Origin of the sequence: Thioalkalivibrio sp. XN279, from assembly GCF_011089885.1 — a bacterium.
In the GTDB taxonomy this organism is placed as follows: Bacteria; Pseudomonadota; Gammaproteobacteria; order Steroidobacterales; family XN24; genus XN24.
The window spans coordinates 274,828-293,060 of sequence record NZ_JAANBD010000027.1; the positions used below are offsets into that span (position 1 = coordinate 274,828).

14 protein-coding genes are annotated in these 18,233 nt (G+C 69.4%); 8 read left to right on the plus strand and 6 right to left on the minus strand.

Features of this window, described 5'->3' with window-relative positions; genetic code table 11:
* Nucleotides 1-3: 3 nt before the first annotated feature.
* Nucleotides 4-402, minus strand: a complete 399-nt coding sequence (locus tag G8346_RS08265; RefSeq protein WP_166050090.1) for an EexN family lipoprotein — start codon at nt 400-402, stop codon at nt 4-6.
* A 72-nt stretch (nt 403-474) separates the two neighbouring features.
* Nucleotides 475-4,533: an AAA-like domain-containing protein gene (locus G8346_RS08270; protein ID WP_166050093.1), complete on the minus strand. Its 4,059-nt coding sequence runs from the start codon at nt 4,531-4,533 to the stop codon at nt 475-477.
* Nucleotides 4,534-4,656: 123 nt separating this feature from the next.
* On the opposite strand from G8346_RS08270, the gene G8346_RS08275 reads away from it, so the two are divergent.
* From G8346_RS08275 to G8346_RS08285, 3 genes are read left to right on the plus strand one after another with little or no spacing between them, the layout of a single operon-like run.
* Nucleotides 4,657-4,923 carry a hypothetical protein gene (locus G8346_RS08275; protein ID WP_166050096.1) on the plus strand — a complete coding sequence of 89 codons (267 nt, stop codon included), beginning with the start codon at nt 4,657-4,659 and terminating at the stop codon, nt 4,921-4,923.
* Nucleotides 4,913-5,347, plus strand: a complete 435-nt coding sequence (locus G8346_RS08280) for a thioesterase family protein (RefSeq protein WP_166050097.1) — start codon at nt 4,913-4,915, stop codon at nt 5,345-5,347. The genes G8346_RS08275 and G8346_RS08280 overlap by 11 nt, the downstream gene beginning before the upstream one ends.
* Complete coding sequence (locus G8346_RS08285) at nt 5,284-7,383, plus strand: TonB-dependent receptor (RefSeq protein ID WP_166050099.1); 2,100 nt, start codon at nt 5,284-5,286, stop codon at nt 7,381-7,383. The genes G8346_RS08280 and G8346_RS08285 overlap by 64 nt, the downstream gene beginning before the upstream one ends.
* Before the next feature lie 30 nt (nt 7,384-7,413).
* On the opposite strand, the gene G8346_RS08290 is transcribed toward G8346_RS08285, so the two are convergent.
* Complete coding sequence (locus tag G8346_RS08290; RefSeq protein WP_166050101.1) at nt 7,414-7,590, minus strand: PLDc N-terminal domain-containing protein; 177 nt, start codon at nt 7,588-7,590, stop codon at nt 7,414-7,416.
* Nucleotides 7,591-7,598: 8 nt separating this feature from the next.
* A complete protein-coding gene (locus tag G8346_RS08295; protein WP_166050103.1) occupies nt 7,599-8,033 on the minus strand; it encodes a CBS domain-containing protein in 435 nt (144 codons plus the stop codon).
* Nucleotides 8,034-8,261: 228 nt separating this feature from the next.
* Between G8346_RS08295 and G8346_RS08300 the strand changes: the two genes are divergently transcribed.
* The 5 genes from G8346_RS08300 (at nt 8,262) to G8346_RS15120 (ending at nt 15,584) form a co-directional block, all read left to right on the plus strand.
* Entirely contained in the window at nt 8,262-10,406 is a 2,145-nt protein-coding gene (locus tag G8346_RS08300) for a S9 family peptidase (RefSeq protein ID WP_166050105.1), read from the plus strand.
* A gap of 1 nt (nt 10,407) precedes the next feature.
* The gene (locus tag G8346_RS08305) at nt 10,408-11,739 is read left to right on the plus strand and encodes an MFS transporter (protein WP_166050107.1); all 1,332 of its coding nucleotides are present in this window, start codon (nt 10,408-10,410) and stop codon (nt 11,737-11,739) included.
* A 64-nt stretch (nt 11,740-11,803) separates the two neighbouring features.
* Nucleotides 11,804-13,105 carry an NADP-dependent isocitrate dehydrogenase gene (icd, locus tag G8346_RS08310; RefSeq protein WP_166050109.1) on the plus strand — a complete coding sequence of 434 codons (1,302 nt, stop codon included), beginning with the start codon at nt 11,804-11,806 and terminating at the stop codon, nt 13,103-13,105.
* A 33-nt stretch (nt 13,106-13,138) separates the two neighbouring features.
* On the plus strand, nt 13,139-14,857 hold the full coding sequence (gene aceK, locus G8346_RS08315) for a bifunctional isocitrate dehydrogenase kinase/phosphatase (RefSeq protein ID WP_206202647.1): 1,719 nt from the start codon (nt 13,139-13,141) through the stop codon (nt 14,855-14,857).
* A complete protein-coding gene (locus G8346_RS15120) occupies nt 14,847-15,584 on the plus strand; it encodes a DUF1461 domain-containing protein (RefSeq protein WP_166050113.1) in 738 nt (245 codons plus the stop codon). The genes aceK and G8346_RS15120 overlap by 11 nt, the downstream gene beginning before the upstream one ends.
* On the opposite strand, the gene G8346_RS08325 is transcribed toward G8346_RS15120, so the two are convergent.
* Together G8346_RS08325 and G8346_RS08330 are read right to left on the minus strand one after the other, a co-directional pair.
* A complete protein-coding gene (locus G8346_RS08325) occupies nt 15,572-16,957 on the minus strand; it encodes a M17 family metallopeptidase (protein ID WP_166050115.1) in 1,386 nt (461 codons plus the stop codon). The genes G8346_RS15120 and G8346_RS08325 overlap by 13 nt on opposite strands.
* A gap of 141 nt (nt 16,958-17,098) precedes the next feature.
* Nucleotides 17,099-18,142, minus strand: coding sequence for a porin (locus tag G8346_RS08330; RefSeq protein ID WP_166050117.1), 1,044 nt, complete (start codon nt 18,140-18,142; stop codon nt 17,099-17,101).
* Between the last annotated feature and the right edge of the window lie 91 nt (nt 18,143-18,233).

Sequence of the window (18,233 nt, forward strand, 5' to 3'; positions counted from 1 at the left end):
GCTCTATTCGGGCGGCTGCTCCAGCGGCTGCTCCGGCGCCTGCGGCTCGGACACGATCAGGGCGCGCAAGCGCGCATCCTCCGCCGCGGCCTCGGCCTTGAGCCGCAATTCGCGCTCGCGGTCCAGCCGGGCCCGATACTCGGCCCGCGCCGACTCGAAAGCCTCCTCGCGCGCCTTGCGCAGCAGCCGCTCCTCGATCGCGGCAATGCGCTCGGCGGCCTGGCGGGCGTTCTGGCATTCCGCTCCCATGACCGAGCCCGGATCGCTGTCGCAACGCGCCAGCGTGCCGTAGAGCAGGATCTCGTTTTCCATGAACTCGGCCACCGTCAGCGGCCGTTTTTCCTCGCAACCCGCCGCGGCCAGGAGGCTGGCTGCGAGCGCGACGGCAAAGGCATATCTCATTGCTTGCATCCCCCCTGCTACACGCCGGAGTCTAGCCGACACCGCGTCACGTCGCGCGCGGCCCAGTTCACACTATTCGCGCGCCGGATCCTGGCTCAGCTCACCTTCGGCGTCGAAATACAGCTGCAGGCGCGCCTGCCAGGCCTCGAGATCGACCGTCCAGTCCTCCGGCGGCGGGTCCGCGCGCGCGAAGTCCAGCACTGTCATGGTTTCCCCGTGGGCGCCGCCCACCAGTACCACCCGCGTGCCTGCGGCATCCGCGCTGCGCCAGCCGGCCGGCGGCACGGAAGCCGGCAGCATGCGACTCGAGAGCACCTGCAGCCGACCCTCCTCGAGCCCGAGCCGATGCAGCCATGCCGGCGTCTGCACCAGCAGCGCAACGCCGTCCGGGGAGAAGGCGAGATGCAGCACGGGCGCCGCCAGCGCCAGGCTCACGGCGCGTCCCGCGGGACCCATGCCCCAGGCGCGTACCAGGCCAGTCGCACCCCCGGCGGCAACACCCGGGCCACCGTTGCTCAGTGCAATGCTGTCCACGGGTGCGTCCAGCGAGCCGAACCAGAGGCGCTCGCCCCCGGCGACGTCCCAGCTCTCGACCAGTCCTTCGGGCGTGCCCGTGAATGCCCGGCTCCCGGCCGTGTCGAGCGCCACGGCTGTCACCTCGCGCCCCGCGCCGAGCATCGGTCCGGGGACACCCTCCAGCCCATCCCAGATGCGAGCGCCGCGTTCACCGGCGACGGCGACGGTACGCCCGTCCGGCGCCAGTGCCAGCGCAGCCAGCCGGCCGCCGCCATGCTGGAAGACCGGCCCGACGGCGTTGCCGTCCACCGTGTTCCACAGCACGATGCTGCCATCCTCGCCGGCGCTCGCCAGTCGCGTGCCGTCGGGGGAGAACGCCAGTGCGGCGACACCCTCGCCATGGCGGGTATCCGCGTCGCTGATGCCGGCAAACTGCAGGCGCAAGGACTCCGGGTCGCGCAGCCGCAATGCCACGCGCCCGTCAGCCGTGCCCGAGGCGGCACGGAGCCCGGCGGGTCCGAGGGCGACCACCGCCGGGATGCGTGGCAGGGCCATCGGGTCCGCCGCAGCGCGCGGCCGCCATGTCCGCACTGCCCGGGTGCCTCGCCCGCCGACGAAGCGCCCGTCAGGCAGGCGCAGCGCAACGGCCGGGGGCAGCAGCGGCGGCGCATCCGCACGGTCGGTGCGTGCACCGTGGTCACGCAGCACCGGCGCCAAGGCGATCCCGGCCGCCAGGTCCCACAGCTCGTAACCGCGGCCCGCATCCAGGTTGATCAGCTGCCCGCCCCCGGGGGTGAAACCCGAGGCGCCCGCACCGTTCTCGCGGACCAGCCGCAGCGGCGTGCCGGGATCACCGAGATCCCAGGCCAGCAGCCGCCCCGCAGCGTCAATCGCGGACAGCCAGCGGCCGGCCGGCCCGAACTCCATGCGCGTCACCGGGCTGCCCGGCTGCAGCTCTGCGGCCAGTGCGCCGTCCGTCACGTGCCACACGCGCACGAAGCCGTCCTGCCCTGCCACTGCCAGCTGCAGCCCGCCCGGCGAGACCGCGAGCGCAGCAACCTCGCCGGCGACCGGCTGCTCCCGCAGCAGCCGCCCGTCATCCACGGACCGGATCCAGGCGCCGCGGGCCTCGCCGTCCACGGCTGCGACGTACCGCCCGTCGGGAGACACCACCGGCCCGACGGCCAGCAGGGACGCGGTGAAATAGCTGAAGCGCTCCGTGCCGTCGACGGCGTCCAGGGCGCGAAGCCGGTGGCCGGCCGCATCACGCTCGAGCAGTAGCAGCGTGCGGTCGTCGGCGAAACCCAGCCGGCGCTGAGCGGCATCCAGCGCAATGGTCGCCAGCGGCGCTCCCGAGGCCGTGTCCACTGTCTGCAGCCGGCCGCCGGCGGCCGCATTGCGCGGGACGGCTGCGGCAATGGCGCCATCCGGGGAGAGCGCCGCGGCCACGACCGAGCTCTGCGTCGGCGCCTCGAGCAGCAGCGGGTTCTCGGGCTGGTCCTGCGCCCCCATCCCCGCGGCGCCGGAGAGGCGCAGCGACCAGCCGCGCAGCACGCCCGGCGGGCCGCCGGACCGGTCTTCGACTTCCAGCGTCCAGGTCCCGCGCGCCTGCTCGCCACGCAAGGCGGCCAGGGCCGCCGCCTGGCGCTCCTCGATGACCAGCCCATCACCCTCCGGCCGCGCCTGCGACAGCGGCAACACGACGACGCGCCCGGCAGGAGAGACCAGTCGCGCGTGCAGTCGCGCCGGGTCCTCGTGCTCCAGGCGCAGTTCCAGGCGGACGGCGGCGACACGGCCCTGGCCGTCGATGCTGAGCCGCCGGCGCACCGGCACGAACTCCTCCGCCAGCAACTCGAGGGCGCCGCCTGCGACCGCGGCCCCGGTCTCTCCGTCCCAGCGTTGCACCTGGTTGCCCCCGCTCAGGGTGACCAGGTGCCGGCCGGATGCAGCGGCCGCCAGGAACTCCACCGGCGCCGCCGTCCGGATGACGTTGAGCAACTGCGCATAATCGCCGCCGGCGAGTGCCGCCGCGCGGCCCGCGTCGGCGGTAGGCCCGGCCTGGTAGGCGCGCAGGCGGTACAGCAGCGCGGCGTCGCGATGCTCGGCGGCCTCCGCCGCCGCGGCGCGCCGCTCCCAGAATTCGACCAGCAGGCCGTCCGCCCGCGCTTCGTATCCCGGCAAGGCGCGCATACTGGCATCCGCGGCGGCGACCACGGCCCAGGTATCCGCACGCCGGCTGTGGCGCGCGAGCACGCGCGAGAACAGGCGGTCGGCCTTGGCGCGAAATCCCGGGATGCGGCGCAGTGCGCTCCACGCCTCTTGCGCCTCCCCCATCTCCACGGACGCCACGCGCAACGTTTCCTCGTACGGTCGGGGCAGGACTTCCGCATACGTCCAGGCGCCACCCGCCACGAGCGCGACCACTGCCGCGATGCGACCGACGCGCCCCCATTCCACGGGCAGCGCCTCGCGCGCCCAACGTCGCGAGAAGGCCTCGGCGTAAATACGATTGCGCACCGCCAGGCGACGCTCGGCAGTCACCGTGACGAGACCGCACACCCGCAGCAACTGGTGCTTCGGATTGTCCGGCTCGTGGCGCACGCGCCAGCCACGGTGGATGCGGCGGTACAGGCGCAGTGCGGGGCGGGCGAGCTTGCCGGCCCGGTCCAGGCTGTCCAGCACGCGGCTCATGCTGGCCTCGGTCCTGACCACGTTGCGACCGAGGAAACGCGTGCGCACCAGTGCGTCCACGGCCTCGTCGGAGTCGATGCGTGCCGCGTTCCGCGCCACCGCCTGGCACAGGCGTTGCGTCAGGTAAGGATGCCCGCCGGTCCAGTACAGGACCCGGTACAGGGCACGCTCCGCATCCCCGGGCGCCAGCCCGAGCCCCTCTGCCAGCGGGCGCGCCTGTTCGAAGCTGAAGTCGTGCAGCTCGATCCGTGTGCTGATCTCCGTGACGGCCTCGCTGGCGCGTTCCGCCGGCCCCGCGGGCAGCGCCGTCCCGAGCAGCGCGAAACTCAGGCGCCCGTACTCGGGCTCCCCCGCGCGCGCATCGAAGCAGCCGCGGATCACCTTGAACAGCTCGGCGGCATGGTCCGCCTGCTCGACGCTCTCCATCTCGTCCAGCAACAGCGTCACCGGCCCCTTGGTGCCGCCGAGGACCACGGTCCAGAAAAACTCGCCCAGGCGCTGCGCCGGCGACAGGGGCAGGTGCTCCTGCCACCAGGCCTGCAGGTCCAGCTTGAGGCGCAGGTCGCGCAGCACCCGGTAAGCCAGGCCGTAATACCACCGGCCCGCCTCGGCCGAGCCGTCGCGGCTGCCGAGCTGCGACAGGTCCACCACCGCCGCGAGGCCGCCCGCTTCACGGACGCGGCGCGCCGTGCTGGCCGCGAGGCTGCTCTTGCCAGAGAAGCGCGGCGCGATGACGTGACAGTAGTCGCCCGACAACAGCCGCTCGAGCAATTGCCGGTCGGCGGCGCGGCGGAGGTAGCAGCGCCTCTCGGGGGCGACGGGGCCACCGGCGACGAAAAAATCCCCGGCGCGGCGACGCGGTGTCTTCCGGGCTGGAGGCACGCCCCCGGCCGGCGCAGCCGGCGTGTCGCTGGATGGATCCATCGGGCCATTGTCCGCGACCATCCCCGGCGCGCCAAGGGCCTGGTGCCGAGCGGGCAGGCGCACGGGTGGCGCGCGCCGCCGCAGCGGCGAATAATAGTCGCCTTGTGTGCCAGCGGGATCGCCATGAACCAGAGTTGCCACGAACACAACCGCAGCCGGCCGCTGCCCGCTGCGCCCAAGACCTGGGGCATCCGGCTCAGCCTGCCTGAGGACGACCCAATGCACGCCGTGCTGGGGGATGACTGGCAGGAGTACCAGTGGTTCGCCAGCGAGGCCGCGCGCGAGGCGAAGCTCGGGCAATTGCAACGCCAGTTCACCTATTACCGCACGGGTGACCGGCCCAGCTTCGTGCTCGAGCGCGTCAACCGGCTGCCGGAAGATGTCGCCTGACCCGCTGCAGGACTACCCTGTCCAGGTCGAGATCCCGGTCGCCTGGGGCGAGATGGATGCCTTCGGCCACGTCAACAACGTGGTCTATTTCCGCTACTTTGAATCGGCCCGCATCGCTTGTTTCGAAAGGCTCGGGTATCCCGGGCTGACGGAAACGACGGGCCTGGGCCCGATCCTGGCGTCGACGGACTGTCGCTTCCGGCTGCCGCTGACCTACCCGGACACGGTGGTCGCGGCGGCCCGCATCGGCGCCATCGGCACGGACGACTTCCTGATGCAGTACCTGGTCCTGAGCCGGCGCCACGGGCGCGTCGCGGCCGAGGGCAGCGGGCGCATCGTCTCTTACGATTACGGGAAACAGTGCAAATCACCGTTACCACCGGAACTTCGCGCCCGCCTCGAGGCTGTCGCCTGCGGCGACTGATCGGCGGCCTCGTCCTGCTGGCGGCCTGCGGCGCCCCGGGCGCCGAGCTCGAGCCCATGACGGTGACGGCCACCCGCTCGGCTGCGCCGCTGCTGGCCACGCCCGGCAACGTCGCCCTCATCGACCGCGCAGCCGTCGAGACCGTGGCGCCGCGGCACGCCTCGGAGCTGTTCTGGCGCGCGCCCGGCACCTGGGTCACGCTGAACAGCGGCCAGGAAAGCCTCATCGCCATCCGTTCGCCCGTGCTCGCAGGCGCCGGCGCCTGCGGCGCCTTCCTGGTGCTGGAGGACGGCCTGCCGTCGCGGCCGGCCGGCTTCTGCAACGTCAACCAGCTGTTCGAGCTCAACGTCGAGCAGGCCGAGGCGCTGGAGGTGGTACGCGGTCCCGGCAGCGCGCTGTACGGCACCAACGCCCTGCACGGCATCATCAACGTGCTGATGCCGACGCCGGCGACCGGGGCCGATTCGATCCGGCTCGACGCCGGCCCGTCCGGGTTCCTGCGCGGACGCCTCAGCGGCGGCCACTGGGATGGCGACAAGGGCTTCCGGCTCACGGCCCAGGCCATGCGCGACGACGGCTGGCGCGACCAGACCGGCCATGAGCAGGCCAAGCTCAACGCTTCCTGGCTGGCGCGCGACGGCGCCGTGGAGCGGGCCGGCGCGGTGGCGGGCTCCATGCTGCGGCAGGAGACGGCGGGCTACATCACCGGCCTGAACGCGTACCGCGATCCGGCGTTGGCGCGCTCCAACCCCAACCCCGAGGCATTCCGCGACGCGGACAGCCTGCGCGCCTGGTATGCGTGGCGCCGCCTCCAGGGCGACCAGCGCCTCGAGATCAGGCCGTATTTCCGCGCCAGCCGGATGGAGTTCCTGCAGCATTTCCTGCCCGGCCAGCCGCTCGAGGAGAACGGCCAGGTGAGCGCCGGCGTCCAGCTCACCGCCAGCCAGCGTGCCGGTGCCGGACGGCTGCACTACGGCCTCGACCTGGAGTTCGCCGAGGGCCGGCTGGAGCAGTTCCAGGCCGGCGAGACCACCGGCCTGCCGCCGGCGATCGCCGCAACCCGGCCGCAGGGCCTGCATTACGACTACCGCGTGCGCGCCGCCAGCGTCGCGCCCTGGCTGCACTGGGAGCGCGAACTCGGCGCCGACTGGACGCTGGGGCTCGGCCTGCGCGCGGAGCGACTGGCCTACGACTACGACAACCGCATGCTGGCGGGCAACACGCGCGACGACGGCAGCGAGTGCCCCGGCGGCTGCCTCTATACGCGCCCCGCCGATCGCAGCGACGCTTTTTTCAACCTGGCGCCGAAGCTCAGCCTCGGCTGGCGCCCGGTGCCGGGACAGCTGGCCTGGGTCGCCCTGCGACGCGGCTTCCGCGCCCCGCAGGCCACCGAACTCTACCGCCTGCAGAGCAACCAGTCGGTGGCCGACCTGGACAGCGAAACGCTGGACAGCCTGGAGCTCGGCTGGCGCGGCTATCGCGCCGGGCTCGCCTGGGAGCTGGTCGGCTACCTGATGGAAAAGAACAACTACATCTTCCGCGACGGCGACGGCTTCAACGTGTCGGACGGACGCACTCGCCACACCGGCGTCGAGTTGTCGCTGCGCTGGGAGATCGTGCCCGGCCTGAGCCTGCAGACCGACCAGTCATTCGCACGCCACAGCTGGCGCTTCGACCGCGACGTCGGTCGCGGCGAGATCATCGTCTCGGGCAACGAGACGGATGCGGCGCCGCGCCGCTTCGGCAGCACGCGACTGGCCTGGGAGGACGGGGGCGGCTGGGGGGCTGAGCTGGAATGGCTCACCATGGGCGCCTACTGGCTCAACGCCGCGAACAGCGCGCGTTACCCCGGCCACGACCTGCTCCACCTCCGGCTGCGGCGAGCGTTGTCCCCGCAGCTGGCGCTCGGCGTGCGGGTCCACAACCTGGCCGATCGCGCTTATGCCGAGCGCGCGGATTTCGCCTTCGGCCAGTACCGCTACTTCCCCGGACGGGGCCGGGCGCTGTTCGTGGAACTCGCGTGGCAGGGGCGCTGAGTCACCGCCCCTGCCTTCGAGTCCGGCGGCCTAGTCCTTCGGACCGAGGAACAGCCAGAGCAACAGGCCGAGCACGGGCAAGAGCAGGATCACCACGATCCAGCCCACCTTCACGCCCGTGGTGGCATTGCTCTGCACGGTCTTGACGATCGCGTAGACGTCAAGAATGAGGATGATCAGGCCTAACAGGCCGCTTATTTCGAGCATAGGACCTCCTATCCCCCGGTAACGTAGCGTTCCAGCTCTTCGATGACCACCTGCTGGTCGGCGATGACGCACTTCACCAGGTCGCCGATGGAGACGACGCCGACCACCTTCCCGTCTTCAATGACCGGCAGGTGGCGGAAATGCCCCTCGGTCATCATGCCGAGACAGTGCTGCGCGGTCATGCCCGGCGTCGCGGTCTGCAGGTCCGCCGTCATGATCTCGGACACGGGGGTGGTTTCCGAGCGGCGACCCTTGAGGATGATCTTGCGCGCATAGTCTCTTTCGGAAACGATCCCGACCAGCTGTTCGCCGTCCATCACGAGCAGCGCGCCGATGCCCAGCCTGGCCATCAGGGTGACGGCGTCCAGCACCGATTGCTGCGGCCCGACCGACCACACCTCGGTGCTGTCCTTGTTCTTCATGATCGTGCGCAGCGTGTTCATACGACCGTCTCCGGCTGAGCCCTGCAATGAAGTTAACTCATGCCCTCGCCGCGGGCAAAATACAGCCGCAGGCCCGGGTCGGCCGCACGGCCCGGCGCCGCAGCGCGGCCCGTGGTTTCGCCAAGCGGGCTGAAGCCCGCTAAACTCGCCGCCTGCCGTCCTGCCGCGGTCCCGGGCTCGCCCCGGCACGCCAGGATCGACCACAGTGTACGCCCCGGAGAATCAGCCATGTCGACCCGAGTCGCCACCCGTTTCCTGCTGCTTTCCTTCCTTCTGGTCCTGGCGGCCTGCGTCCCGACGCGCAGCGGCGAGGTACCGCAGCTGCCGCCCGAGCCGCAGGCAGAGCAGCGTCCCTTCGTCGTCGTCTCGCCGCAGGGCAACCGTGAAGATCCCTGGTACTGGTTGCGCGACGACGCGCGCCAGGATCCGGACGTGATCGCCTACCTGGAAGCCGAGAACGCTTATTACCAGGCCTACGAGGCCCGCTATGGGGGACTGGTCGACACGCTGTTCGAGGAGATCGTCGGCCGCATCAAGCAAGACGACGCCACGGTGCCGGTGTTCGACAACGGCTACTGGTACTACGCGCGTTTCGAGGAAGGCAAGCAGTATCCGGTCCATGCGCGCCGCAAGGGCAGCATGGACGCGCCCGAAGAGATCCTCCTGGACGGGAACGCCATGGCGGAGGGACACGCCTTCTTCAGTATCGGCGGCTACGAGGTCTCGGACGACAACCGGCTGCTGGCCTGGATCGAGGACACCGTCGGACGCCGGCAGTACGTGCTCAAGGTGCGGGACCTCGAGACGGGCGAGATGCTTGCCGACGGCATCGAGCGCGTCTCCAGCTTCACCTGGGCCGGCGACAACCACACGCTGCTCTACGGCGAAAACCATCCGGTCACCCTGCTGTCCTACCGCGTGCGCCGGCACAAGCTCGGCAGCGCGGCAGAAGACGCCGTGGTCTACGAAGAAGCCGACACCAGCTTCTATACCTACGTCGGGCGCAGCCGCTCAAAGGACTATCTTGCGATCTACCTGGGCAGCACCGAGGCCACGGAGATGCGCATCCTCGAGGCGGACGACCCGACCGGCGAATTCCGGGTCTTCCTGCCGCGCGAGCGCGGGCACCTTTACGCGGCCGACCATGCAGGCGAGCGCTGGCTCGTGCGCACCAACAAGGACGCGCCGAACTTCCGCCTCATGAGCGTGCCGGTCGGCGCGGAAAGCGACTTCGCACAATGGGCCGACGTGGTCCCACACAGCGAGGACGTGTTCATCCAGAGCTTCCTGGTGTTCGACACCTTCATGGCGATTGGCGAGCGCTCCGGCGGCCTGCTGCGCGTGCGCGTGCGCAACTGGGACGGCACGGAGTTTTACCTCCCTGCCGACCAGGACCCGTCGACCACCTGGCTGAGCAGCAACGGCAACCCGCGGCTGGACACCACCGTGCTGCGCTACGCCTACACCTCCATGACCACGCCGACGACGATCTACGACATCGACGTGGTCAGCGGTGAGCGCGAACTGCTGAAGCGCGACCCGGTGCTAGGGGACTTCGACCCGGCGAATTACCAGACCGAGCGGGTCTGGGCCACGGCACGCGACGGCGAGAAGATCCCGGTTTCGCTGGTGTATCGCAAGGGCTTCAAGCGCGACGGCACGGCCCCGCTGTACCAGTATGCCTACGGCTCCTACGGCAGCAGCGAGGACCCAAGCTTCAGCTCGGTGCGCCTGTCGCTGCTCGACCGCGGCTTCGTCTATGCGATCGCCCACATCCGCGGCGGTCAGGAGATGGGCCGGCGCTGGTACGACGACGGCCGGCTGCTCAACAAGATGAACACCTTCACCGACTTCATCGACGTGACGCGCCACCTGGTCGCGGAGGGCTATGCCGCGCCGGACAAGGTCTTCGCCATGGGCGGCTCCGCCGGCGGCCTGCTGATGGGCGCGGTCGCCAACATGGCGCCGGGCCTGTACGCGGGCATGGTGGCGCACGTGCCCTTCGTCGACGTCGTCAGCACCATGCTCGACGAGTCCATCCCGCTCACGACCAACGAGTTCGACGAGTGGGGCAATCCGAAGTTCGCCCCGTGGTACGAGTACATGCTGTCCTACAGCCCCTACGACAACGTCGCGGCGCAGGACTACCCGCCGCTGCTGGTGACGACAGGGTTGCACGACTCGCAGGTCCAGTACTGGGAGCCCGCCAAGTGGGTGGCGAAGCTGCGGGCCACACGCACCAACGAGGCGCCGCTGATCTTCCGCACCACCATGGAGGCCGGCCACGGCGGCCGCAGCGGGCGTTTCGAGCGCCTGCGCGAGACGGCCCAGGAGTACGCCTTCATCCTGTACCTGGCGGGCAAGCAAGAGTGAGATGACTACCCGCGTACGCGCACCGCGGCGGGAGATCTTCGGCTGGGCGATGTTCGACTTCGCCAACCAGGCCTATACGCTGCTGATCATCACGGTGGTGTTCGGCGACTTGTTCACCCGGGTCATCGTCGGCGGCGAGAGCGGCGACTACCGGCTGGGCAACTTCCTGTGGAGCCTGGCGCTGGCCGTCAGCTACCTCATGGTGGTGGTGTGCTCGCCGATCGCCGGCGCGGTGATGGACTACACGGCGTCCAAGAAGCGGTTCCTCTTCGCCGCCTGGCTGCTGACGGTCTTCGCCACCGCCGCGCTGTATTTCGTGGCGCCGGGCTACGCCCTGCTCGGCGTAGTGCTGCTGATCATTTCCAACTTCGCCTTCTCCATCAACGAGGCCTTCATCGCCAGCTTCCTGCCGGACCTCGGCCCGCCGGAAGACCTCGGCAAGATCTCCGGCTTCGGCTGGGCGCTGGGTTACGTCGGCGGCATGGTCTCGGCCGTGTTCGTGCTGCTGGTGCTCGGCGAGGTCAGCCTGGCGAACTTCGACCGTATCCGCTGGGTCGGCCCCTGGGCCGGCTTCTTCGTCTTCGCCGCCGCCCTGCCCACCTTCATCTGGCTGCGCGAGCGCGGCACAGCGCGGGTCCTACCGTCCGGCAGGAGCTACCTCGGCATCGGTCTCGACCGCGTGCGCGAGACGCTGCACAGCCTGGGTGAACACCGCGACATGGCGCTGGTGCTGGTGTCGATGTTCTTCTCCATGAGCGGGATCTACATCATCATCACCTATGCCTTCATCTACGGCGCCCAGGTGATCGGCTGGGACCAGGACATCCGCACCCTGATGTTCATCATCGTCCAGTTGACCGCGGCCGCCGGCGCGTTCGGTTTCGGTTTCGTGCAGGACCGGCTGGGGGCGCGCCTCACCTACCAGGTCACGCTGGTGATGTGGATCGCCGCCATCGTCCTCATCTATCTCACCCCGTGGCTCGCCGATACGCTCTCGCGCTTGCTGGCGCGCGAGATCGAGGCGCAGCACGTCTTCCTCGTGGTCGGCAGCCTCGCCGGGCTCAGCCTCGGCGCCTGCCAGTCCACCACCCGCACGCTGGTCGGCCTGTTCTCGCCCCTGTCCCGCGCCGGTGAGTATTTCGGCTTCTGGGGCCTGTCCCTGAAGCTGGCCGGGGTCTTCGGCCTGCTCTCCATCGGGCTGCTGCAGGCCCTGCTGGGATTGAAGACCGCCGTGCTGTTCTGCGTCCTGTTGTTCGGCGCTGCCCTGGTCGTCAGCCGCGGCGTGGACGAGGCGCGCGGGCGCCGGGTCGCGGCAAGCCAAGCGGAGGGCTGATCGGTTATCATCGGCATCCATGCAGGCGGCCCGCAGAAGGCCGCGCCCAGAAGGAGTCCCGGAAATGTCAGTAGCAAAGATCGTCGTCCCCGAGGGCGGCGCCAAGATCAGCATCGACAACGGCGTCCTGCAGGTGCCGGACAACCCGATCATCCCGTTCATAGAGGGTGACGGCACGGGCCCGGACATCTGGCGCGCCACGGTCCGCGTCCTCGACGCCGCGGTCGAGAAGGCCTACGGCGGCAAGAAGCACATCTACTGGATGGAGGTCTTCGCCGGCCAGAAGTCGAACGACCTGTTCAACTCCTGGCTGCCGGACGAGACCGTGCAGGCCTGCCGCGAGTACCTGGTCTCGATCAAGGGCCCGCTGACCACGCCGATCGGCGGCGGCATCCGCAGCCTGAACGTGGCGCTGCGGCAGCTGCTCGACCTCTACGTCTGCCTGCGGCCGGTGCGCTGGTTCAAGGGCGTGCCCTCGCCGGTGAAAAAGCCGGAAGACGTCGACATGGTCATCTTCCGCGAGAACACCGAGGACATCTACGCCGGGATCGAGTTCGAGCAGGGCTCGCCCGCCAACAAGCGCTTCCTGGCCCTGTTCGAAGAGCACTTCCCGGAGGAGTTCCGCAAGATCCGCTTCCCGGACAGCAGCGGCATCGGCATCAAGCCCGTGTCCCGCGAGGGCACGGAGCGGCTGGTGCGCGCCGCGATCCAGTACGCCATCGACAACCGCCGCAAGAGCGTGACCTTCGTGCACAAGGGCAACATCATGAAGTTCACGGAGGGCGCGTTCCGCAAGTGGGGCTACGCCCTCGCGGAACGGGAGTTCCCGGACCACACCTACACCTGGGACCAGTGGGAGCGCACCCGCGACGAGGAAGGCGAAGCCGCAGCGAATACGGAGCAGAGGGAAGCGCTGGCCGCGGGCAAGGTCCTCATCAAGGACGCCATCGCCGACATCACGCTGCAACAGGTGCTGACGCGGCCCTCTGAATTCGACGTCATCGCCACGCTGAACCTGAACGGCGACTACCTTTCCGACGCGCTGGCGGCCCAGGTGGGCGGCATCGGCATTGCACCGGGCGGCAACATCAACTCGGTCACCGGCCACGCGGTGTTCGAGGCCACGCACGGGACCGCGCCGAAGTACGCCAACCTCGACAAGGTCAACCCGGGCAGCCTCATCCTGTCCGGCGAGATGATGCTCAGGCACCTCGGCTGGCTCGAGGCCGCGGACCTGATCATCGGCGCCATGGACAAGACCATCGGCAGCAAGACCGTGACCTACGACTTCGCCCGCCTCATGGACGGCGCCAACGAGGTGAAGTGCAGCGAGTTTGCCGACGCGCTGATCGGCAACCTCGGCTGACGCCGGCGCGGGATGCAGCAGGCTGCGCCTGACATGGCCCTGGCGCGCGACAGCGCCAGGGCCATTTTCGATGCCTTCGGCGACTACAACGCCGAGTTTCGCGCCGTCACCCGCCGCGCGCGCCTGCGCTTCGAGACCCGCGACTGGGTGGGCGGGCGCAATGACGCCCGCGAACGCATCGACCTCTACGACCGCTACGTCGCCGACACCACCGCCATGCTGCGCACGCGCCTCGGCGAGCGCGCCACCGACCGCGACCTCTGGGTGCTGACCAAGCAGTGCTTCGAGGACGAGATCAGCGACTTCATCGACCTGGAGTTCGAGAAAACGTTCTTCAGCTCGATCACGCGGCGCCTGTTCGCCACCGTGGGCGTCGACCCTGAGGTCGAGTTCGTCGCCCTAGACCTCGACCCGATGTCGAAGATCCGCCCGCCGCAGCAACTCAATGTCTACGAGTTCGACGGCCGCGCCGAGGTGATGATTGAGGAGATCCTCGAGGACCACACCTTCGAATCGCCCTGGCTCGACTTCAAGGGCAGCGTTGACTTCGTCGCCGCCGAGCTGGCGCGCGCCTGGGAGCCGCTGGGCGGCCTGGAGCGCCTGGAGCGTGTCGAGTTCATGCGTCCGATCTTCTACCAGAACACGCGTGCCTACATCGTCGGCCGCGCGCTGGGTTCCGCCCAGCCGCAGCCACTGGTCATCGCGCTGAAGAACACGGAGGACGGCGTGGCGGTAGACGCCCTGCTGACCTCGGTCCGCGATACCAGCATCCTGTTCGGCTTCACGCGCAGTTATTTCCACGCCGACCTCGAGACGGTGCACGATGCCGTGGTGTTCCTGCGCACCATCCTGCCGCGCAAGCCGCTGGCCGAGCTGTTCACCGTGCTGGGCCGCGCGCGGCAGGGCAAGACCGAGACATACCGCACGCTGTTCCGGCACCTGCAGAACTCGCGCGACCAGTTCGTCGAGGCGCCCGGCGACCGCGGCATGGTGATGGCCGTGTTCACGCTCCCGTCCTACGACGTGGTGTTCAAGATCATCCGCGACCGCTTCGCCTATCCCAAGACCGTGGTGCGGCGCGACGTGCTGGACAAGTACTACCTGGTGTTCCGCCACGACCGCGCCGGCCGGCTGGTGGACGCACAGGAGTTCAAGAAGCTGCGTTTCCCGCGCACGCGCTTCGATCCCGCGCTGCTGGAACACCTGCTCGAGTCCTGCTCGCAGACGGTCTCGGTCGAGGGCGAGGACGTGGTGGTGGCGCACTGCTACGTCGAGCGCCGGCTCAGGCCGCTCAACCTGTACCTCGCCGAGGCATCCCCGCTCGCCGCACGGCACGCGGTGCTGGACTACGGCCAGTCCATCCGCGACCTCGCCGCGACCAACATTTTCCCCGGCGACCTGCTGCTGAAGAATTTCGGCGTGACGCGCAACGGCCGCGTCATCTTTTACGACTACGACGAGCTCTGCCTGGTGACCGAGTGCAACTTCCGCAAGCTGCCGCGGGCGCGCTCTCTCGAGGAAGAGATGCAGTCCGAGGCCTGGTTCTTCGTCGACGAGGACGACGTCTTCCCGGAGCAGTTCATCAACTTCCTCGGGCTGGAGCCCGAACAGCTGGAGATTTTCCTCGAGCACCATGGCGAGCTGCTGACCCCGGAGTTCTGGCGCGATCTCAAGCGCCGCCACGAGGCAGGTGAAGTGCTCGAGATCCTCCCTTACCGGCCCAGCCTCTCCGCTACGGCCAGTGCGGCCTGAGCCTCGTCGGCGCCCGGGCGCAGCCCATCTCTGGCTGCTGCTGCCGGCAGCGGCGCTCGCCTCCCTGTGGCTGGCGTGGCGCTGCCTGGCGATGGTCGACTTCCTCTACCCGGTGTTCTACGAGGCGTTGGACATCCACGGCCACATCCAGGAGTTCGGCCCGCAGAACCGCTACAAGTCGGGTTTCGAGCTCACCACGCCCGAGGAGCGCTTCCGCCTCTTCGGCGCGGTCGTCGACGCCATCCATGCTGATGGCGCGGGGCTGGCGGAACTCACCTACCACGCGCCGGACGGTCGCACCGTCGACCGCATGTTCCGCGCGCCGGAGGTGGGCCACCTGCAGGACGTCGCCCACCTGGTCGGGCGCATCGCACCGGTCGGCTGGCTGGCGGTGGCGTGGGTCGGGTTGCACCTGGGGTTGATCCGGCTGCGGCGCTGGCGCGTGCCGCCGCTACGCAGACTGCTCGGCGCCAGCCTGCTCGCGACGGCGGCCGGCACGGTGGCGGTGTTCCTGGTGGGACCGAGAAAACTGTTCCAGTGGTTCCACGAGGTCGCCTTCCCGCCGGACCATCCGTGGTTTTTCTATTACCAGGACTCGCTGATGTCGACCTTCATGAAGGCGCCCGACCTGTTCGGCGCCATTGCCGTGGCGCTGGTCGTGCTGGCGCTGTTCTTCTACGCGCTCCTGCTGTGGGGCGCCCGCCGCCTGGCGTCTCAGCCCGCGTAGCGCGCGGCAAGCAGCGCGAACGCCGCCCGCACGCCCTGGCTCATGCCGCCCTCGGGCCGGCCGGGGCGGTTGCGCGGGTTCCAGGCGAACGTGTCGACGTGGGCCCATGACTGCGCCTGGCGCACGAAACGCTGCAGGAACAGGCCACCGTAGATCGCGCCGGCAAAGCCGTCCGTGGTGACGTTGTTCAGGTCGGCGACGCCGCCGCCGAGATTGGCCGCGTAGGGAGCCCAAAGGGGCATCGGCCACAGCGGGTCACCCTCGGCCAGCCCTGCCTTGGCCCAGGCCTGGCCGAGCGACTCGTCGGTGGCGAACAGCGCCGGCAGGTCGGGGCCGAGCGCCACGCGCGCAGCGCCGGTGAGCGTGGCGAAATCGAGCAGGAGTTCCGGCGCTTCCTCGTCGGCCAGCGCCAGGGCATCGGCCAGCACGACCCGGCCCTCGGCATCCGTGTTGCCGATCTCCACCGTCAGGCCGGCGCGCGTGGCCACCACGTCACCGGGACGATAGGCGTTGCCGGAGACGCTGTTCTCCACGGCCGGAATGAGCACCCGCAGGTGCACCGGCAACCCCGCGTCCATGATCATGCGGGCCAGGCCGAGCACGTGCGCCGCGCCACCCATGTCCTTCTTCATGTTGCGCATCCCGCCGGCCGCCTTCAGGTTCAGGCCGCCGGTGTCGAAACATACGCCCTTCCCCACCAGCGTCACCCGCGGTCGGCCGGGCTCGCCCCAGCGCAAGTCCAGCAGCCGCGGCGGCCGCGAGCTGGCGCGCCCGACCGCGTGGATGGCCGGGAAGCCCTCGGTGAGCAGGGCGTCGCCGACGATTTCCCGGAACTCGGCACCCGCAGCCGCGGCGAGTTCCGCCGCCGCGCGTGACAGCTCGGCCGGGCCCATGTCCGCTGCCGGCGTGTTCACGAGGTCGCGCACCAGGCGGTCGGACTCGACGGCGGAGATCACGGCCGCCGTGTCGACGTGCTGCGGCCAGGCCAGCTTGCGCAGGGTCGCCGGCTTGTCTTCCGTGCGACGCGAAAAAGCATATTGCCCCAGGCCCCAGGCCACCGCGCGGCGGTGACTTTCCTCCGCGCCTGTCTCGTCCGCAAATGCGTAGCTGCCGGCCGGAAGCTGGCCGGGCAGGGCTGCGAGCGACCAGAACGGCTCCGTACCGCCCGTTCCGGCCAGCACCGCTGCCACGCTGCCGTCTACACCCGGCAGGCACAGCACGGTGCCGGGCTTGGCCTCCCAGCCGGTGTTGCGCACCCAGCTGCGGTGCGCATCGGTCATCTTGCCCAGCAGTGCAGCGAGCCCGGCGCTGTCCACCAGGTGGATGGCGCAGGCGCCAGCGCCTTGATCGGTGTAGAAATCGTTTGCGGGCATGAGCAAGGTCCTCGGCAGCGGCGGCTGGGCGCCAGATTATGCCATCACGCGCCGGCCGCAGCCGGGGCGGCATCCGGCTCAAAAGCAAGAGGCCCGGCTTTGCAGCCGGGCCTCCCGCGAGAGCTTCGTGGTCCGCCGGACTTAGAAGCTGTAGATGAAGGCCACGCCGAAGGTGTCGGTGCTCGGGTCGGTGATGCCGTTGACCACGCGATCCTGGTCCTCATAGGTGACGTAGTACAGCTGCGTGGTGGCGGCCTTGCTCAGCTTGTAGTCGGCGCCGATGCCCACCATCATGCGGGTCACGCCGGTGAAGTCGCCCTCGGTCTCGCCGAGCTGGGCCTTGAGCTTCCAGGCGCCGGTCTTGTAGGCGCCGGAGATCATCCAGCTGTCTTCCTGGAAGTTGCTGCCGCTCAGGCCGCCGGCCTGGTCGACCCCTTCCGCCGTCTGGTACAGGCCGCCGACCTCGAAGGCGTCCCAGCTGTACTTACCGACCACGCGCAGGATGTCCTTGGCCGCGGAAGAACCGTCGAAGCGCATGCTGCCCGGCTCGTTGTCGGCGTAGGCGATAGCGGCGTAGATCGCGCCGGCGCTGTACTCCAGGCCAGTGTAGAAGCTATCCGCAATACCGTCCTCGGTATCGTTGACGTTGTCGCTGGCGGTACGGCCCTCGCCCGGCTGGACCGTGGCGGTGAACTTGAAGCCGCCACCAAACTTCGGCGAGGCGTAGGTGATCAGGTTGCTGGTGCGGGTCTCACCACGCATCAGGCGCGTGAGGTCGCCGACGGTGTCGTTGAACTGGTCGACCTTGCCGCCGATGTCCTTGACGATCGTGTCGTAGAAGCCGGCCTTGACCGAGCCGAAGCCGCCCTCGAGACCCACGAACAGGTTGCGCTTGGAGAAGGCATTCGACTCGCTGCCGTCCGGGTCGATGCCGTACTCGAGCTGGTAGAAGACCTTCAGGTCGCCCATGCCGAGCTCTTCCTTGCCCTTGACGCCAAGGCGGGAGGAATTGTTGTTGTCGCGCAACTTGATGGTGCTGTCCTCGGTGCCGAAGTCGAGACCGATCTCGTCCTTCTGGCTGTCGAGGGCAAGGTTGAAACGACCGTAGACGGTCGGGGCCGCCGAGGCGACGCTGGTGGCCAGCAGGGTGCTGCCGACGGCAATCGCGAGCAGTGTCTTGTTCACAGATAACTCCTTGATATGAGCGATATCGCTTTGGATCCCAGTTCGATCACGGCGCGACGGTGTTGCAACCGGAAGGCGTCCCGGCCGGCTC

Coding starts and splice junctions, on each gene's coding strand:
- G8346_RS08295 (WP_166050103.1), bottom strand. CDS start 8,033: ATGAACACGCTGCGCACGATCATGAAGAACAAGGACAGCACCGAGGTG.
- G8346_RS08305 (WP_166050107.1), top strand. CDS start 10,408: ATGACTACCCGCGTACGCGCACCGCGGCGGGAGATCTTCGGCTGGGCG.
- G8346_RS08280 (WP_166050097.1), top strand. CDS start 4,913: ATGTCGCCTGACCCGCTGCAGGACTACCCTGTCCAGGTCGAGATCCCG.
- G8346_RS08270 (WP_166050093.1), bottom strand. CDS start 4,533: ATGGATCCATCCAGCGACACGCCGGCTGCGCCGGCCGGGGGCGTGCCT.
- G8346_RS08275 (WP_166050096.1), top strand. CDS start 4,657: ATGAACCAGAGTTGCCACGAACACAACCGCAGCCGGCCGCTGCCCGCT.
- G8346_RS08290 (WP_166050101.1), bottom strand. CDS start 7,590: ATGCTCGAAATAAGCGGCCTGTTAGGCCTGATCATCCTCATTCTTGAC.
- G8346_RS08265 (WP_166050090.1), bottom strand. CDS start 402: ATGAGATATGCCTTTGCCGTCGCGCTCGCAGCCAGCCTCCTGGCCGCG.
- G8346_RS08300 (WP_166050105.1), top strand. CDS start 8,262: ATGTCGACCCGAGTCGCCACCCGTTTCCTGCTGCTTTCCTTCCTTCTG.
- G8346_RS08325 (WP_166050115.1), bottom strand. CDS start 16,957: ATGCCCGCAAACGATTTCTACACCGATCAAGGCGCTGGCGCCTGCGCC.
- icd (WP_166050109.1), top strand. CDS start 11,804: ATGTCAGTAGCAAAGATCGTCGTCCCCGAGGGCGGCGCCAAGATCAGC.
- aceK (WP_206202647.1), top strand. CDS start 13,139: ATGGCCCTGGCGCGCGACAGCGCCAGGGCCATTTTCGATGCCTTCGGC.